The following is a 15274-nucleotide window of genomic DNA, read 5'->3' on the forward strand; positions in this document are numbered from 1 at the left end:
CCTCCGCGCCTGCCGCCGAACAGCGTGGAATCGTGCGCGGCCTCCCCTGTTGGGTAGTGCGGTGGGGGCAATGCCCGTAAGCACTCACCTGGAAGACATCCGAAGTTCGTCCAGGGTTGTAGGCGCTTCGCCGTACCGGCGTCCGATGTAGGGCGGTCTCAGTTGGTCACGGAGGCGAACGGGGTGTCGTCACTGCCGCGGACGGGGCTGTCGGTCGTCGGTCGTCGGTCGTCGGTCGTCGAGTAATTGTCAAGACCTGTGGATGGCCGGTCGACCGACAGTTGACCGCATGACGCACGGACGTGACGGTCGCGACCTGACGGGCTGTGGCTCCATGTGCGCCGCAGCGGGTCCCCTGCGGTGATCGAAATTGGGTCGTCTGCGGTTCATGGTCAGCCGTAAGGTGCGGCGATGGACTGGAACACCTGGCACGACAAGTACGACGTAGCCGACTCCTGGATGGCACGGAGGCTTCGGACCGTCCAATCACAGACCCGAGCCGCCCTGGACGATGCCCCGGCCGGGCCGCTGAAGGTGATCAGCCTGTGCGCCGGGGACGGTCGCGACCTCCTCCACGTCCTCTCCGATCACCCGCGCCGCCACGAGGTGCGCGCGAGGCTTGTCGAGTTGGACGCCCGCAACACCGCCGCGGCTTCGGAGACGGCGCGCCAGGCAGACCTGGAGCAGGTCGAGGTGGTGACGGGCGACGCCTCCCTCATCGACCAGTACCGGGACATGACCCCCGCGGACCTCGTACTGGTCTGCGGTGTCTTCGGAAACATCACCGACAGCGACATCGAGCACACCATCGGCGCCTGCAACCAGCTGTGCAAGACCGGCGGCACCGTCATCTGGACCCGCAATCGCGCCGCCCCCGACCGAGTGCCCCTGATCTGCGATTGGTTCGGCGGGCAGGGTTTCGAACTGCAGTGGCTGTCGGAACCGGGCGCTGGCTATGGGGTCGGTGTGCACCGCTTCACCGGCACGCCTCAACCCCTGCGCACCGGCACCCGACTGTTCGAGTTCGTGGGCTACGACGTGCTCCGTCAGCCGAGACCGCACAATCCATCTGACCTCGGCCGTGGCAACCGCACGCTCTAGATTGAGCAATTGCCCGATCCCGGCCAGCCGCCACAGGATCAGGCAGCAACCTGCGAACGTTCGACCAGGATGCCGTTCTCGAAGTGGGCGCCTGCACGGACCAGAGGCCCTCGGCCAGCGCGATCAGCTTCTTGGTGCCGTCCAGCCTCACCCCGAGCAGGACCTGGGACCGTGGTGCGGTGTGATGAGCTCATCGGTGACCTGCTTCCGCACCTCAGCGCCTTACTGCTGAAGCGTGTGTTCTTTGAGTGCGGAGTGATTCGCCTCATGGCGAACACTCGGGACGCTGAGGTGGCCTGCCTTGGGTATGCGGTGATGTCCAACCGGGCTCACAGCACGTATGGAAGACGCCTTGCTGACAACCCGGTTGGAGATCGGCCGGTGTTGATCGAACTGACGGCGCGGAGGCTGTACTGCGAAAATGTACGTTGTTCGCGACGTACGTTCGCCGAGCAGGTCGACGGGCTGACCGTTCGCTACGGCCGTCGAACGCCTAGCGGAACCCCGAGCGCCTGTGCGACGGAGAACGTACGACAGTTCGCCGCCGTCCTGGCCCCGTGCACGGAACTGACCGCCCTCCACGGGCACGTCCGCGCCTTCGCCGAGATCCTCACCACACGCTCCGGCCGGCACCTCAAAGACTGGCTCACCGCCACCCGCACCGAGGATCTGCCCGGTCTGCACACGTTCACCCATGGTCAGGAGAAGGACTGGGACGCTGTCGCCCAGGGCCCGACCACCTGCTGGAACTCCGGTCCGATGGAGGTCCGGGGCAACGACATAAAGATGATCAAGTACCAGCTGTTCGGACGAGCCAAACTCCCCCTCCTCCGGAAGCGAGTCCTGCTCACTGCAGCCCAGGGCAGCCCCCGCCGTCCGACATGACCCAGCACTGATAGAACGGCCCCATGAGCTCGAACAACGATGAGATCACCCGGGCCGAGCGTCACTTCGGAGTCCGCTTTCCGCAGGACTACCGGCATTTCCTGGCCACGCAGGGAAGCATGAGCCAATTCGTTACCCCTGCAGACGACTTCCTGATGATCAACGATGTTGCCGAGCTTATCGATGTCAATGAGCCCGGAGAATTCCAGCAACGCTTCCCCGGGAGCCTCGTCATCGGCGGGGACGGAAGCCGCGAAATGCTCACCTACGACTTCCGGCAGGAACCTCCGCCTCTGGTCCTGATCGACGTATCGGCTCAGGACTGGTCATCCGCCGTCCACCAGGCGGCTTCGCTCTCTGCCCTGCTTGAGCAGTTCCCCGAAAGCGGATGGAAGTGGGACGACTCCGAACCCTTGTCCCCCTGACCGGCGTCCTCACGGAATTTGTGCCTGATCCTCCTAGTGTCCTGAGTCAATAATTCGTCTATGGTTTGGGGATGACTCGTCCGGGACCGAAGCTTGTGCCGTTGGATCTAACTGCTGCGGAACGCGGGGAGTTGGAGCGGTGGGTGCGGCGGCGCAAGGGTGCCCAGGACATGGCTCTTCGAGCCCGCTTGATCCTGGCGTGTGAAGCGGTGGGTGAGGACGGGTTTCCGGTCTCGACGAAGGCAGTCGCGGGCGAGATCGGTGTGACGCGGGAGACGGCGTCGAAGTGGCGGAAGCGTTTCCTGGTCGACAGGCTCGCTGGTCTGCAGGACGAGCCGCGTCCTGGCCGGCCTCGCACGGTTTTGGACGAGCAGGTCGCGGATCTGATCGCACGGACTCTGGAGTCGAAGCCGGAGAACGCCACGCATTGGTCGACGCGCTCGATGGCGAAGAAGACGGGTCTGTCCCAGTCGACGGTTTCACGTGTGTGGCGGGCTTTCGGGCTGCAGCCGCACCGCTTCGAGTCGTTCAAGCTGTCGACGGATCCGTTCTTCGTCGACAAGGTCCACGACGTCGTCGGCCTGTATCTCGACCCGCCTGAACGGGCGTTGGTGCTGTGTGTGGACGAGAAGTCGCAGATCCAGGCCCTGGACCGGTCTCAGCCAGTCCTGCCGATGATGCCGGGGGTGCCGGAGCGGGCCACCCACGATTACGTCCGCGCCGGCACCACCACCCTCTTCGCCGCGTTCGACGCCGCATCCGGCAAAGTCATCGGCTCCCTCCACCGCCGCCACCGCGCGACGGAGTTCAAGAAGTTCCTCACCAAGCTCGACAAAGAGATCCCCGACGACCTCGAGGTCCATCTCGTCTGCGACAACTACGCGACCCACAAGACCGCCGACATCAAGAAATGGCTCCTGGCCCATCCCAGATTCCACATGCACTTCACGCCCACGAGCTCTTCCTGGCTGAACCTCGTAGAGCGATGGTTCGCAGAGCTGACGGCCAAACAGATACGCCGCGGCGTCCACAAATCCGTCCAGGCCCTGGAGAAGGACATCCGCAACTGGATCACCACCTGGAACGAAGACCCCAAGCCATTCATCTGGACCAAGACAGCCGACCAGATCCTCGAATCACTCGCCACGTACTGCAAACGAATTACTGACTCAGGACACTAGAGATGAACGAAGCCACCGACGGCGGCTCCAGGCTCTCGCCCGTGACCAGGCGCGCGTTCTCAGCGCAGCGGCCGGCTCTCGGGCCGCCCTGTCCGGCCCTTCTTCCGGCCGCTCGGCGCCCGCCAGTGGGCAGCTGATCGACGTCCTCGCCATGGACGGTCGCATGCCGTACGCGCTGCCGGCCGAACAGGCGGGCGTGAGCAAGCCGACGGTACGCCGCAAGCTGCGCGCCCTGCCGGCGTCGGGAAGCGTCGCCTTGCGCTGCGACCCCGCCCCGGGGGCCGCGGGCAGACCGGCGTTCCTGGTGATCACTGCGCGTGTCCGCCCCGACCGGCTGGAGGCCACGGGGCGAGCCCTCGCACACCTGCCGGAGGTCCGGCTGGTCGCCGGCTGCGTCGGGGAGGCAGACCTGTGGGCGTCGTTCTGGCTGCCCGTCATCGCGGACATGCACCGGCTGGAACGGACGCTGCTGGAGAACTTTCCCGAACTCACCTTGGCCGACCGTCTGGTGGGCATGCGGTCGGTGAAGCGAGTGGGTCGGCCTTTCGGGCCGTCGGGGCATCTGCGACGACCGCGGCACGTGAGGGTCGGCTGCGAGTCGACCGCCCGGCCGGCGTCCTTCCGGCGTGTCCAGCAGTCCTCGCGGTGGGCGGGCCGACTTCGCTCCAGCGCAGGTCAGCGCACGGGATGTACCCCCGATCAGCCCACATGCGCGCGCCTCCGCCGGAGAGCCGCCCCAGGGTCCCACGGTATGAACACTCGAAGGAAGCGAATGCGAGCCAACTTCGCCGTGCCCATAGCCACGGGGGTCTTCACGTTGACGGCTTTGGCGGGAGCGACAGTCGAGAGCGCCGCAGCTGATGGCACCCCCCGACGACCGAGCGCCGACGCCGCGGTGTCCATGCTCGGCCGGCCGATGGCGTCCGGCGCGCCCGCGGCCCCGTCGGATCCGGCCGCGGCACGTCCGCAGGCCCCCACAGGCGTCCAGGCAGCCACACTGTCGATTCCCGCCATCGGCGTGTCCGGGCTGTCCGTAGTCCCGTACCAGGGCAGTCCCGACGACGCGCCGGGCACCCGCATCCAGGACCAGGGCGTGGCCGCCAGCCCGTTCGGACCCGGGGGCGGGGTCGGTCCCGGCGACGTGGGCAACTACATCGTCACCGGGCACCGTGTCGAGGCGGGCGGGCCGCTGCGGGCGCTGCCGTCGCTACCGGCAGGCGCGTCCGTGTTCGTGACCGCCGGCGGTGTGACGTACCAGTACACGATCACCTCGTCCCGGACGACCTCCTTCCGGTCGCAGCCCTCCATCAACGCCCAGCGCGCCGCCGTCCCCGGCTCCCCCGGCATCGCCCCCACCCGCGCGATGATCACCGTGACCACGTGCCTCACGCCCGAGGACGACGCGGCAGGCAACTCCTGGCGGGATGCACAGAACAACCCGAGCACCGCATCGACAAGATCGGCGTCCTCACCGCCACCAGTCCCTGAACCGTTCCGGGTTCGGCAGGAACTCGATCATCTGACGGGATCGAGGCGTGGCACCTCTGCCCTGCCGGCGTCAACGGCAGGAGACGACGCGGACCCGGCCCCCAGGCGGGAAGAGCCGGGCAGAGCCTGCCAGTTGATGCCCTGGTCGACGAAGTGGCGCACCGCTTCGAGTATCCAACGGTGGCTGTAGCCCTTCACGACATTCGGGACGTCACCGGCCGCATCCTCTGCGCCTTCGATCCCCCGTCAGCTCCACCCCACTTCCCTCCATGTCTGCCGCAGGCGTGGAGGGAAGTGGGCTGACACGTACGGCCGCTGCTGCCAGTGCGGGTATGACCGGAGGGCCGGGGCGGACAGCCGGAGCTCACTTCCGCCGCCAGAGCATCGACGCATGCCGTTCGGGGGAACGGCGGGTGTCGCGGACAGGGGGCCGGACGTATGACTCGTACGTTCGGCTGACATGACGTACGCATCGAGTGATCAGACCTCCGGCCCCAGCCGCCGCACCACGCTTGCCGGGCTCGTCGGTGGGGCCGGGGCCGTGCTGGCCGCTGGATGCACCCCCTCGGGCGCAGCGCCCGCGAGTGCCCCCACTCCTGGTCGCACGGCGTCGGCCTCCGCCCCGGCGGGCGGCCCCACACCCGGGGTGATGACGCTCTTCAAGGACCCTGGCTTCAACTTCAACGGACTTCTCGCGCTCGGTGCGGCCGGTTGCGGCGCCGCTGAGGTGGGCGAAGTGCTCACCGCTGTGAACGCGATCAATAGGGCCGGCCTCTCCGCGCAGACGTACACCGAGACCTTCAAGAAGCTCGGCGATCAGCTGATGCAGGCGCCCCAGGGCAGCAGCCCCGGGACGGAGACCACACGCTCTCGTGCGCTGCGGGCCGCGCAGTACTACGGCCAGGCGCTGTTCTTCGTCCTCGGCTCCGACACACCCGGCAGCGAGGAGCAGCTGTACAGGGCCGGGCGCGGCGCCTGGGACACGTTCTGCAAGCTGTGCGACCCCGCACCGGTGACGGCGAACATCCCGTACGGGAAGGCACCGCTGCCCGTGTGGTTCTTCCGGCCGGACGGCTCCGGCAAGCGGCGCCCCACCGTGATCCTCACGAACGGAAGCGACGGACAGAACGTCGACATGTGGACCTACGGTGTCCCGGCCGCTCTGGAGCACGGCTGGAACGCGCTCGTCTACGACGGGCCCGGCCAGGGGCAGCTCCTCTTCGTGGACCAGGTGGTCTTCACGCCGCGCTGGGAGACCGTGGTCACGCCGCTCGTCGACTGGCTGACCGCCCGCTCGGATGTGGACACGGGCAGGATCGCCCTGACCGGACTGAGCATGGCCGGGGATCTGGCCCCTCGGGCCGCGGCGTTCGAGAACAGGATCGCCGCTCTGGTGGCCATGCCCGGCGTGCTCGCACCCTGGCTGGGCTTTCCTTCAGAAATCCGGAAGATCGTCACCCCGGACAAGGAGGAGACCAACAGCATGTGGAACAAGGAGGTCGTCCCCGCGTTGTCCCCGTCAGAGGCCGCGACAATGAAGAAGCGCATCGAGCCCTTCTCCGTGCCGGCGATGCTCGACGCCCGCGCGGGCAGGATGTTCACCGATCTCCACAGCCCCGCCGAACTCATCAAGTCGCTGGACATCACAAACGTCGTGAGCCGAATCAAGATGCCCACTCTGGTCCTCGACTACGACGACGAACAGTTCTATTCCGGCCAGCCGCGCCGGACGTTCGACAAGTTGATGGCTCCCAAGGACTACGTGAAGCTCACCGCGGCCACCGGTGCGCAGCTGCACTGCTCCCCGATGGCGCCGCAGCAGCACTGCGAGGTCGTCTTCGACTGGCTGCAGGAGAAGCTGTCAGGCAGCTGACTTCCCGGCCCGGCCGGAGCTGACTCAGGCATCCACTCGGGGGTACGCACCGTCGGGGTGCCGCAGGGCGAGGAGGTCCCGTGCGTTCATCCTGTCCGCGAACCTCATGTGCGGAGCGGCCTCGGAGCAGCGGTGCTGGCGTTCCAGGACGCGGGCGAGGGTGAGGTGGGCGGAGGGGTGGTCGGGCTCGGCGCGCAGGACTGCGCGCAGCTCCGCCTCGGCCGGGGCGAGCTGTGCCGTGTAGTAGTACGACCGGGCGAGGAGTACCCGGAGGTCCAGGTTGCGGGGTGTGGCGGCAACCAGGTCCGCGAGCACCCGTGAGGCCGCGCGGTACTGCTGGGATGCGAAGAGACTGCGCGCATACTGCCGCCGCTCGTTCCAGTTCACTCCCTGCATACCGGCCATCACGTTCTCCCTTTCCCTGCCCGAGCAATCGTTCAGCGGCCCGGGCGACCTGCGCCCCAGCCGTTCCGCGGCTTGAGGAGCCGATAGGCCCCTCGTTTGCATGTTCAAACTTCGTTGCAGTTCGAGTCATTCCCACGCGCTCCCCCACCGAGAAGGCGGCTCTCTGATCACGTCGAGCAACTCGGCCCTGTCCGGCCTCACGGAAGCCGGGACTCATACGACGGCGACGGCCTCGGCACGGCACCGTGACGATGGGTCGGGGCGATCACAGCCTGGTGGCGCAGGTCACGGCCTGGTGGCGCCACCTCGCCGCCCGGCCGACAGCACAGCTGCTGCCGCACCCCCGAAGGCACGATCCGAAGGCCAGGCGGCCCCTGACCCCCGTGGGTGGCGGTCATCATGCACATTTCTTCCGCAGAACTCCGCTTCCTTGACATGCGGGATGTCGACAATCATCCTGCATGTGGATTACTGAAATCATCCAGACTCTTGAGTGAGCACCATGACGGACACCTACGATCCAGCCCGCACCGCGGTCCTGCTGGTCGACCCTTTCAACGACTTCCTGTCGGAGGGCGGCAAGGCCTGGCCCCGACTGGAACGCATGGCGAAGGAGATCGGTCTGCTGGACAACCTGCGCTCCGTGGTCGCCTCGGCCCGCGAAACCGGCGTACGCATGGTGTTCGTCCCGCACCGCCGCTGGCAGGAAGGCGACTACAAGACCTGGACCCATCCGAACCCCACACAGCGGCAGATCCAGGAGCTGCACACCTTCGCCCGGGGCTCATGGGGCGGCGAGTTCCACCCCGACCTCCAGCCGCAGGCGGGCGATGTCGTCGCCCAGGAGCACTGGGCGCAGAGCGGGTTCGCCAACACCGATCTGGACCTCCAGCTCAAGCAGCACGGCATCACCCACGTGGCGGTCGTCGGCCTGTTGGCGAACACCTGCATCGAGTCCACGGGCCACTACGCCATGGAGCTCGGCTACCACGTGACGCTGGTCCGCGACGCCACGGCCGCATTTCTCCCCGAGATGATGCACGCCGCACATGAGCTGAACGGCCCCACCTACGCCCATGCCGTCGTCACCACGGGCGAGCTCGTCACCGCGTTCGAGCAAGCGGGGCCATGATCCCGACCGGACGAGGGCCCAGCAATGCAGCCTGCGTGGCCGGCGTGACAGCGGCGATGACGCACTGACTCCCCCTCGCGCTGCCGGGTGCACCGACTCGCGGCGCGGTATGGGCGGCTCCACCGCCCATACCGGGTTCACGTCCCCCCATTCGGCCGCGGTCGGCTCGCGCGCGTTGCCGGACCGCAGTGGTGTGGCACACGGATGCGTACCGCAGTGCACGGCATTGGCTGCACCGGACCCATCAACGGCGAAGGAGGGGACGGCGTATGTCCATACGCGGATCCATAGCGTGGCGTCGGCGTTGTGCGGCAGCCCTCGCCGCGCCGGTGATCTGCTCAACGATGTTCATCGGGCCGGAACTTGCTCGGTTCGATGGTGCGAAGTCCCCGTCGGTGACCGTCCCGCGGCTGGACTGGCGTCACTGCATACCCAAGGGTCAGTTCGATTGCGCCACCGCCAAGGTACCGCTGGACTACGGCGATCCCGGTGGTCGCACCATCGACCTGGCGGTCATCAGGCGGAGGGCAACCGGCCCCGGGCAGCGCATCGGCACGCTGTTCTTCAACCCCGGCGGCCCTGGCGGGCCCGGGACGGTGCAAATGCCACAGAATTACGAGTCCTTCCCGCAGGAGGTGCGGGAGCGGTTCGACATCGTCAGCTGGGACCCCCGCGGGATCGGCAGCAGCACCGCGGTGAACTGCTTCGACAGTCCCGAGGGAGCCGCCGCCTGGGATTCGGGCAAACCGGCCGGCTTCCCCGTGGGCGAACAGCAGCGGGCAACCTGGATCGCCGCGTACAGAGATCTGGGTCAGCGCTGCCGGCGGCACGACCCCGAGCTGCTGCGTCACGTGTCGACCGTCGACAACGCTCATGACCTAGAGCTGCTCCGCCAGGCAGTGGGCGACCCGCGACTGACCTACGCCGGGATCTCCTACGGCACGATCCTCGGCGCCACCTATGCCAACCTCTTCCCCGGCAAGGTCCGCGCCATGGTCCTCGACAGCAATATCGACCCGCAGGCGTGGACGAACCACGCCTCGCAGAGCGAACCCCGGCTTCCGACATTCCTGCGCATGGGCTCGGACCGCAGCGCGGCAGCAACTCTCGACCAGTTCCTCACCTTGTGCGGAGCCACCACCACCGCTCGCTGCGCCTTCTCCGCCGGCAGCCCGAAAGAGACCCGCGACAAGTTCCATCAGCTGACGCAACGCCTCCGGAAGCATCCGGTGGGCACCTGGACCTACGCCAGGACGGTCAGTGACGTAGTGAGCGGCCTCTACGTCGTCCACCCCGGATGGACGGACCTCGCCGGCCGGCTCCAGGATCTGTGGCACGGCCGCGCCCCGGAGCCGGCCACGCCCCCGCCCTCGCCGCCGGTCCCGCATCCGAATCCGTACACGGGCGAAGAACAGGCGGCCGCGGTGCTCTGCGGCGACAGCCCCAATCCACGTGACCCCGCCGTCTATCACGCGCTGGAGGAAGCCGGCGCCGCGCGTGCGGGCGACGCCGGACGACACTGGACCTGGGCCGCGGAGCCGTGTGCCACCTGGCCGGCCCAAGCCGCCGACACGTACGACGGTCCGTGGAACGGCCTCACGGCGCACCCCGTCCTGGTGGTCGGCACCACCTACGACCCCGCCACTCCCTACACGGGCGCGCAGGCCATGGCCAAGGAACTGGCCAACGCCCGCCTGCTCACCAACAGCGGGTACGGGCACACCGCACTGATCAACTCCAGCAGCTGCATCAACGCATACGAGAGCCGGTACTTCATCGACGGCAGCCTCCCGCCGCCCGGAACCACGTGCCAACAGGACACGCCGCCCTTCGCCGCACCCAGGCCACACGGCGGCGTCACCATCGGCGAAAGCGCGATGGTCGGCGCCGCCTCATGAGCCGACACCGGCACCAAGTCCGTGGGGGCAGGAGCTGAGCGGGTGCCTGTGGCTGTCCCGCCGCGCGTGAGAAACCTGGGGTGCGGGGTTGGGTATGGGGGCCCTGATCTCGTCGGCGCTCAGCGTCACCGTCATGTCCTTGATGACCTTCACCTCCGGGTCGACGATCGCGCCCACGGTGGTGTCCGATGCGGTCCGCTCCGCCCCGGCGTCTGCCCTGGACCCCACGACGGGCGACCGGATCGGACCGGAGTTCGCGTTCGACCGCCGGGCCCAGGTCGACAGTGCCGCACGACTGGCCGACGAGACCTTGGACAGCCAAAACCGCACCCACCTCAAGGAGCGCGCCGTCCGATCGCGATCGGACTGGCCGACATGTTCGGAACGAGCGATTCCCCCATCGTCCGGCCGGCCGTCGTTCTGGCCGCGGCACCGGTGGCGAGATCGGCGGCGTCTTCGCCGAACACATGCTCGTCAACGTCGGCCGGCCCTGACGCCGAGCTCCGAAAGGGGCTCTGTGCGTGGCCCCCCGGCCGGATCAGCCCTCACACGGTGGCGGGCTCAGTGAACGGAGAACCCGCCATCAACGAAGATCGCCTGCCCGGTGACGTAGGCGGATCCGCGGCCGGCCAGGAACACCGCTGCGCCTGCGAAGTCCTCGGCCAGGCCGTTGCGCCCGACCATCGTGCGCGCGGCCAGCGCCGCCACCTTCTCCGGATCGGACGACAACCGCGCATTGAGCGGGGTCATGACGAAGCCGGGCACCAGCGTGTTGCAGGTGACGCCATGCGGCGACCACGCCTCGGCCTGCGAGCGGGCCAGTGACTCCAGCGCCCCTTTGGAGACCCCGTAGACACCGCTCTGGACGAACGCCCGGTGCGCCTGCTGGGAGGTGATGTGGATGATCCGCCCGAAGCCCCGCTCGGCCATGCCGGGCCCGAACCGCTGGCCCAGCAGGTAGGGCGCCTCCAGGTTCACCGCCATCGTGGCGTCCCAGGTCTCCTCGCCCAGCTCACTCATCGGCGGCCGCAGATTGATCCCGGCGCTGTTGACGAGAATGTCCGGCTCGCCGAACACCTCGGCCGCCTGCTCCGCCGCTGCGCGCACCCCGTCGCGGCTGCTCAGGTCGGCGCTCACCCAGGCCGCCCGGCAGCCGTCCGCCGCCAGCTCGTCGACCGTGGCGGCCAGTTCCGACTCCTTGCGCGCCACGATCACCACGCTCGCCCCCGCTCGCGCGAGAGCCCCGGCGATGGCGCGGCCGATGCCGGAACTACCGCCCGTCACCACGGCGACCCGGCCATCCAGCGAGAACAGTTCGGAGAGGTAGCTCTGCGAGATCATGCCCGCACCCTAGTCCGCGCGTCCATGACGACAGCACCCCGGGCCAACACCTGGGACGGGAGATCAACGGAGCTGGTCGGCCGTCCACGAGCACCAGGTGAGGACGTCTGAAGAGCTCCCTCAAGCCTGCCTGAAACAGCCCGTCCCCCTTTGCCCCCAAAGACCCCGGTTAGACCGAGAAGCCCGATACGGCCGCCGCCCGGGTGAGCGCGAATCGGCTCGCGCACCATGGTGGCGCCGAACACCGGCCCCATGCGGCAAACCGCGGCACAGCCGAAGCCGCATCAGGGCGACGGCCTACGGCCGCACCGATCCTGTGGCGGAAGCCCGCGGCTTGCTCACCTTCTTGCGGGCGCGGTAAGCGGCCGCCTTCACCCTGTTTCCGCACGGATCCATCGCGCACCATTCCCGGCGGGCCCCATGCGACCGGTCGAAGTAGACCTGCGTGCACTCAGGCCTGCTGCACTCCTTGAGCAGCGACCCCTCCGGACCGCTGAGGACGCGGATGGCCTCTCGTGCCACCGAGGACAGCGCCTGCCGCGGGGTCGCCTCGATCCGGCGACCCGCCGGGGTGAGCTGCGGCACCGCCGACGGTGTACACGCCGTGCGGTTGACCAGGGCGAGCGCGTCGGCGTTATAGCTCTCCCCCGTCAGCCGGGCGGCGACGAGCACATAGATCGCCTCGCGGAGAGCCACCGCTTCCGCGACGTCGGAGGGCTCACAGTTCGTGTCGCCGTCGACGACTCCGGACTCGCGGTACCAGGCGTCGAGACTCTCCGGAGACGAGAGCATCTCCCTGGGCTCGGGGTTGCGTCGCGCCCGCAGCGTCCCCACGAAGTCCAGCGCCGGCGTGCCGCATGGAAAGGCATGCATCATGTCACCAGTTTGACAGGTGACGAACAAGAGAGCAAGAACCGCACTCTTGGCACACGACGGCACTCCGGGAACTCCGCAGTGGGGTTCCCGGGTCGCAGCCTGCGCCTCGGCAGCCGGCTCGGATCAGAGAATGCACTCACCGCATGCGTGCCCCAGCTGCTCCCGGGAGAGTTCCAGACGGAGGCCGTTGAGATCTGCCTCCGTCTGGGACATGCCGGGTTCCGCGATGCCGGACGTGATGCGGTGCTGTTCACGCCCCTTCCGCGTCTGTGCGCATGATGCGGACCGGTGGTGGCTTTGTGCCTGAGTAGCGAGAGCGCGTCAGCGCCACGGCTCGAGGCCCATCGGGGGCCACACACCCCTGGTCCTGGCCGGAATTACCGGTGATCAGCTGCGCACATTCCCGTACGAGGCCGCAACGCGCTGGAGCGTGGCTGTCAGCTGGGTGAGGTCCTGGTCGCTGAAGTGGTCGACGAGGTGTCGTCGCAGGCTGGTCAGATGCGTCGGCCAGGCACGCTCCAGGCGAGCCAGCCCGGAGTCGGTGAGCACAGCGTTCCACCCGCGCCCGTCCTCGGCGCACTTGACGCGAGTGACCCAGCCCTGCTTCTCCAGTCGCATGACGACGCGAGTCATCCCACTGAGCGAGAGGTCGCAGGCTGCAGCGAGCTCGCTCATACGCAGATGCCGTTCAGGAGCCTCGGAAATGTGCCTCAAGGCGTTGTACTCGGAGAGCGGCAGCCCCGCTTCGCGCACCATGTCGGCGTCGACGGCACGCGGCAGTACCAGCAGCACCCGGCCCAGAGCGCGGACGAATGCTTCCTCGCTCGGGCTGAGGGGCTGCAGCGACTGCTCCTTGGATGTCATGGCCCCACTCTAGTCGTCTCTTGACCGGTCAAGCATCCACATTGCTTGCTGCGGCAAATCGCCACTTCGGGGTTCCGGGCTGCGGATACCGGCCGACGGAGCATGGCTGAGTAGTGCGAGAAAACCCAGGTATAGACTGGCGGCCGAACTCGTGCGGCGGCCCGGTGTGCGGCCCCGGGGATCACGCGGGAGGTGGACAGTGCCGGCCAGAAGGCAGGTATCAGGCCCCACGAACGACGAACCGACCTGCTCCATCGAGCGGAGCCTGCAGATTCTCGGCGAGCGCTGGTCGATGCTGGTGCTCCGCGACGTCTTCGCCGGCAGACACAGATTCGCCGAGATCCAGTCGTCCCTCGGTATTGCGCCGAACCTGCTCAGCGACCGGCTCAAGCTTCTCGTCGAGGCCGGTGTGCTGCGCACGCAGACCTACCAGGAGCCGGGTAGCAGACCTCGGCAGAGCTACCACCTGACGGAGGCCGGGCACGACCTGCGGCCAGTGCTCGCCGCGCTCCAGCAGTGGGGCGACCGCCACCGCCCGCGCCCCTCGGGCCCGTCCGTCCTCCGGCGGGTGCGCGACACCAGCCGGCCGGTGCACGTCGGGTTCATCGACGACGACGGCCGCGAGGTTCCCGGCAGCGATGTGGTGATGCTGAGCACCTAGTGCCGCAGCAGGCGACGTTCGCCTCGTTGGCTGGGGGCATACTCGGTGGCGTCGGCTCGCTGCTGTCCGCCAGAATCGGCGCATGTTGAGAGTCGGTTCCGTTGTGCTGGGCGTCTCGGATGTGCCGCGTGCGGCCGCGTTCTGGATGGAGGCCCTGGGATACGTCCCGCGCGAGGAGATGGAAGGGGACTGGGTGGTGCTGGTGCCGGCGGAAGGGGCCGGGGTACAACTGGCACTCGGTCTCAGCGAGACGCCCGTCCAGGAACATCCGCGGATTCATCTGGACCTGTATGCCGGCGATGCGGCCGACCAGCTCGCCGAAGTCGAGCGGCTGGTGTCCCTGGGGGCCCAGCACGTCGACTGGGACCTTTATCCGGATGACGCCGACTTCGTCGTGCTCGCCGATCCCGAGGGCAACCGCTTCTGTGTCATCGACACCGGTCACCACTGACGGAGACCGGAGGCAGCTTGGCCGGCGGTGCGGGTGCGGGAGATCGACAGCGTTGAGGGCCGGTGGCTACTGTGGATCGCCCGCCGGGGCACGGGTGGGTGGTGACCTGGCGGCGTACGCAGATGGTGCTGCCGTCAGCTCAGGGCATGAGCGTGGCGAAGATCGCCGAGGTGATGTTCACCAGCCCGGACCGGCTCCGGGATGTGATCCATGGCTTCATCGCCGACGATCCTGAGTTCCGCGTGATCGCCTCACCTCGGCGAATCGCAGCACTGGGCGGTTGGCGGACGTGTACTCCTCCGCGATGTTGAAGACGCTGGCGCAGCGAGGGCATTCGGCCTCCCCGAAGAGATGGGCAATTCCGTCGGCGAGCGCCTCTTCCCCGTCGCGGACCACGGTCTCGTACATCCACCGTCCGATGCGGGAGAGTTCCTGGCGGGACGCCGACCGCGGGTCGCGTCGGTCCACGTCTCCCAGGTTCCAGTCCCGTATCGCCGAATAGCGCCCGTAGTCGCCGATCGATGGTCACCTCCACGCCGCAGTGGGGGCAGGCCGCGAAGTAGAAGTCGTCGGTGTATTCCCCCAGGACGGCACTCCAGTGGTACTGCCCCTCGGCCGCGAGCAGGGCGCGGAAGGCCGCGCTGCAGTCGACCGGCCGCGACTGCAGATGCCGGTCCAGTTGCCCGCGGAACT

At 68.1% G+C, this 15274-nt stretch carries 16 protein-coding genes and 1 pseudogene; 11 read left to right on the forward strand and 6 right to left on the reverse strand.

Annotated features, from left to right (window positions below; translation table 11 throughout):
• Positions 1-411 precede the first annotated feature (411 nt).
• The 6 genes from OG878_RS01465 to OG878_RS01490 all read left to right on the forward strand — a co-directional run bounded on the left by OG878_RS01465 (position 412) and on the right by OG878_RS01490 (position 6953).
• The gene (locus OG878_RS01465) at positions 412-1101 is read left to right on the forward strand and encodes a class I SAM-dependent methyltransferase (protein ID WP_328885019.1); all 690 of its coding nucleotides are present in this window, start codon (positions 412-414) and stop codon (positions 1099-1101) included.
• Between the two features lie 381 nt (positions 1102-1482).
• Positions 1483-1986, forward strand: a complete 504-nt coding sequence (locus OG878_RS01470) for a hypothetical protein (protein WP_328885020.1) — start codon at positions 1483-1485, stop codon at positions 1984-1986.
• A gap of 23 nt (positions 1987-2009) precedes the next feature.
• Positions 2010-2411: an SMI1/KNR4 family protein gene (locus OG878_RS01475; protein ID WP_328885021.1), complete on the forward strand. Its 402-nt coding sequence runs from the start codon at positions 2010-2012 to the stop codon at positions 2409-2411.
• 71 nt (positions 2412-2482) lie between these two features.
• A complete protein-coding gene (locus tag OG878_RS01480; RefSeq protein WP_328885022.1) occupies positions 2483-3592 on the forward strand; it encodes an IS630 family transposase in 1110 nt (369 codons plus the stop codon).
• Between the two features lie 163 nt (positions 3593-3755).
• Complete coding sequence (locus OG878_RS01485; protein ID WP_328885023.1) at positions 3756-5270, forward strand: sortase domain-containing protein; 1515 nt, start codon at positions 3756-3758, stop codon at positions 5268-5270.
• 270 nt (positions 5271-5540) lie between these two features.
• Positions 5541-6953 carry an alpha/beta hydrolase family protein gene (locus OG878_RS01490; protein WP_328885024.1) on the forward strand — a complete coding sequence of 471 codons (1413 nt, stop codon included), beginning with the start codon at positions 5541-5543 and terminating at the stop codon, positions 6951-6953.
• A 24-nt stretch (positions 6954-6977) separates the two neighbouring features.
• On the opposite strand, the gene OG878_RS01495 is transcribed toward OG878_RS01490, so the two are convergent.
• Positions 6978-7358, reverse strand: a complete 381-nt coding sequence (locus tag OG878_RS01495) for a tetratricopeptide repeat protein (protein WP_328885025.1) — start codon at positions 7356-7358, stop codon at positions 6978-6980.
• A 502-nt stretch (positions 7359-7860) separates the two neighbouring features.
• Here OG878_RS01495 and OG878_RS01500 point away from each other — a divergent pair.
• Both OG878_RS01500 and OG878_RS01505 read left to right on the forward strand, forming a co-directional pair.
• Positions 7861-8490 carry an isochorismatase family cysteine hydrolase gene (locus OG878_RS01500; RefSeq protein WP_328885026.1) on the forward strand — a complete coding sequence of 210 codons (630 nt, stop codon included), beginning with the start codon at positions 7861-7863 and terminating at the stop codon, positions 8488-8490.
• A 269-nt stretch (positions 8491-8759) separates the two neighbouring features.
• Entirely contained in the window at positions 8760-10388 is a 1629-nt protein-coding gene (locus tag OG878_RS01505) for an alpha/beta hydrolase (RefSeq protein ID WP_328885027.1), read from the forward strand.
• Here the strand turns inward: OG878_RS01505 and OG878_RS01510 are convergent.
• The 4 genes from OG878_RS01510 to OG878_RS01525 form a co-directional block, all read right to left on the reverse strand.
• On the reverse strand, positions 10383-10616 hold the full coding sequence (locus OG878_RS01510; RefSeq protein ID WP_328885028.1) for a hypothetical protein: 234 nt from the start codon (positions 10614-10616) through the stop codon (positions 10383-10385). The two genes, OG878_RS01505 and OG878_RS01510, sit on opposite strands and share 6 nt — an antisense overlap.
• 333 nt (positions 10617-10949) lie before the next feature.
• Entirely contained in the window at positions 10950-11729 is a 780-nt protein-coding gene (locus tag OG878_RS01515) for an SDR family NAD(P)-dependent oxidoreductase (RefSeq protein ID WP_328885029.1), read from the reverse strand.
• 297 nt (positions 11730-12026) lie between these two features.
• Entirely contained in the window at positions 12027-12602 is a 576-nt protein-coding gene (locus OG878_RS01520) for a CGNR zinc finger domain-containing protein (RefSeq protein ID WP_328891098.1), read from the reverse strand.
• A 390-nt stretch (positions 12603-12992) separates the two neighbouring features.
• Entirely contained in the window at positions 12993-13469 is a 477-nt protein-coding gene (locus tag OG878_RS01525; protein ID WP_328885030.1) for a MarR family winged helix-turn-helix transcriptional regulator, read from the reverse strand.
• 199 nt (positions 13470-13668) lie between these two features.
• Between OG878_RS01525 and OG878_RS01530 the strand changes: the two genes are divergently transcribed.
• From OG878_RS01530 to OG878_RS01540, 3 genes and pseudogenes are all read left to right on the forward strand, one after another.
• Positions 13669-14130, forward strand: a complete 462-nt coding sequence (locus OG878_RS01530) for a winged helix-turn-helix transcriptional regulator (protein WP_328885031.1) — start codon at positions 13669-13671, stop codon at positions 14128-14130.
• Positions 14131-14212: 82 nt separating this feature from the next.
• A complete protein-coding gene (locus OG878_RS01535; protein WP_328885032.1) occupies positions 14213-14581 on the forward strand; it encodes a VOC family protein in 369 nt (122 codons plus the stop codon).
• A 27-nt stretch (positions 14582-14608) separates the two neighbouring features.
• A pseudogene (locus tag OG878_RS01540) lies at positions 14609-14808 on the forward strand (IS630 family transposase); the annotation flags it as partial.
• On the opposite strand, the gene OG878_RS01545 reads toward OG878_RS01540, so the two are convergent.
• Entirely contained in the window at positions 14798-15049 is a 252-nt protein-coding gene (locus OG878_RS01545; protein ID WP_328891536.1) for a hypothetical protein, read from the reverse strand. The pseudogene OG878_RS01540 and the gene OG878_RS01545 overlap by 11 nt on opposite strands.
• Positions 15050-15274 lie beyond the last annotated feature (225 nt).

Source organism: Streptomyces sp. NBC_00316, from assembly GCF_036158715.1.
In the GTDB taxonomy this organism is placed as follows: Bacteria; Actinomycetota; Actinomycetes; order Streptomycetales; family Streptomycetaceae; genus Streptomyces.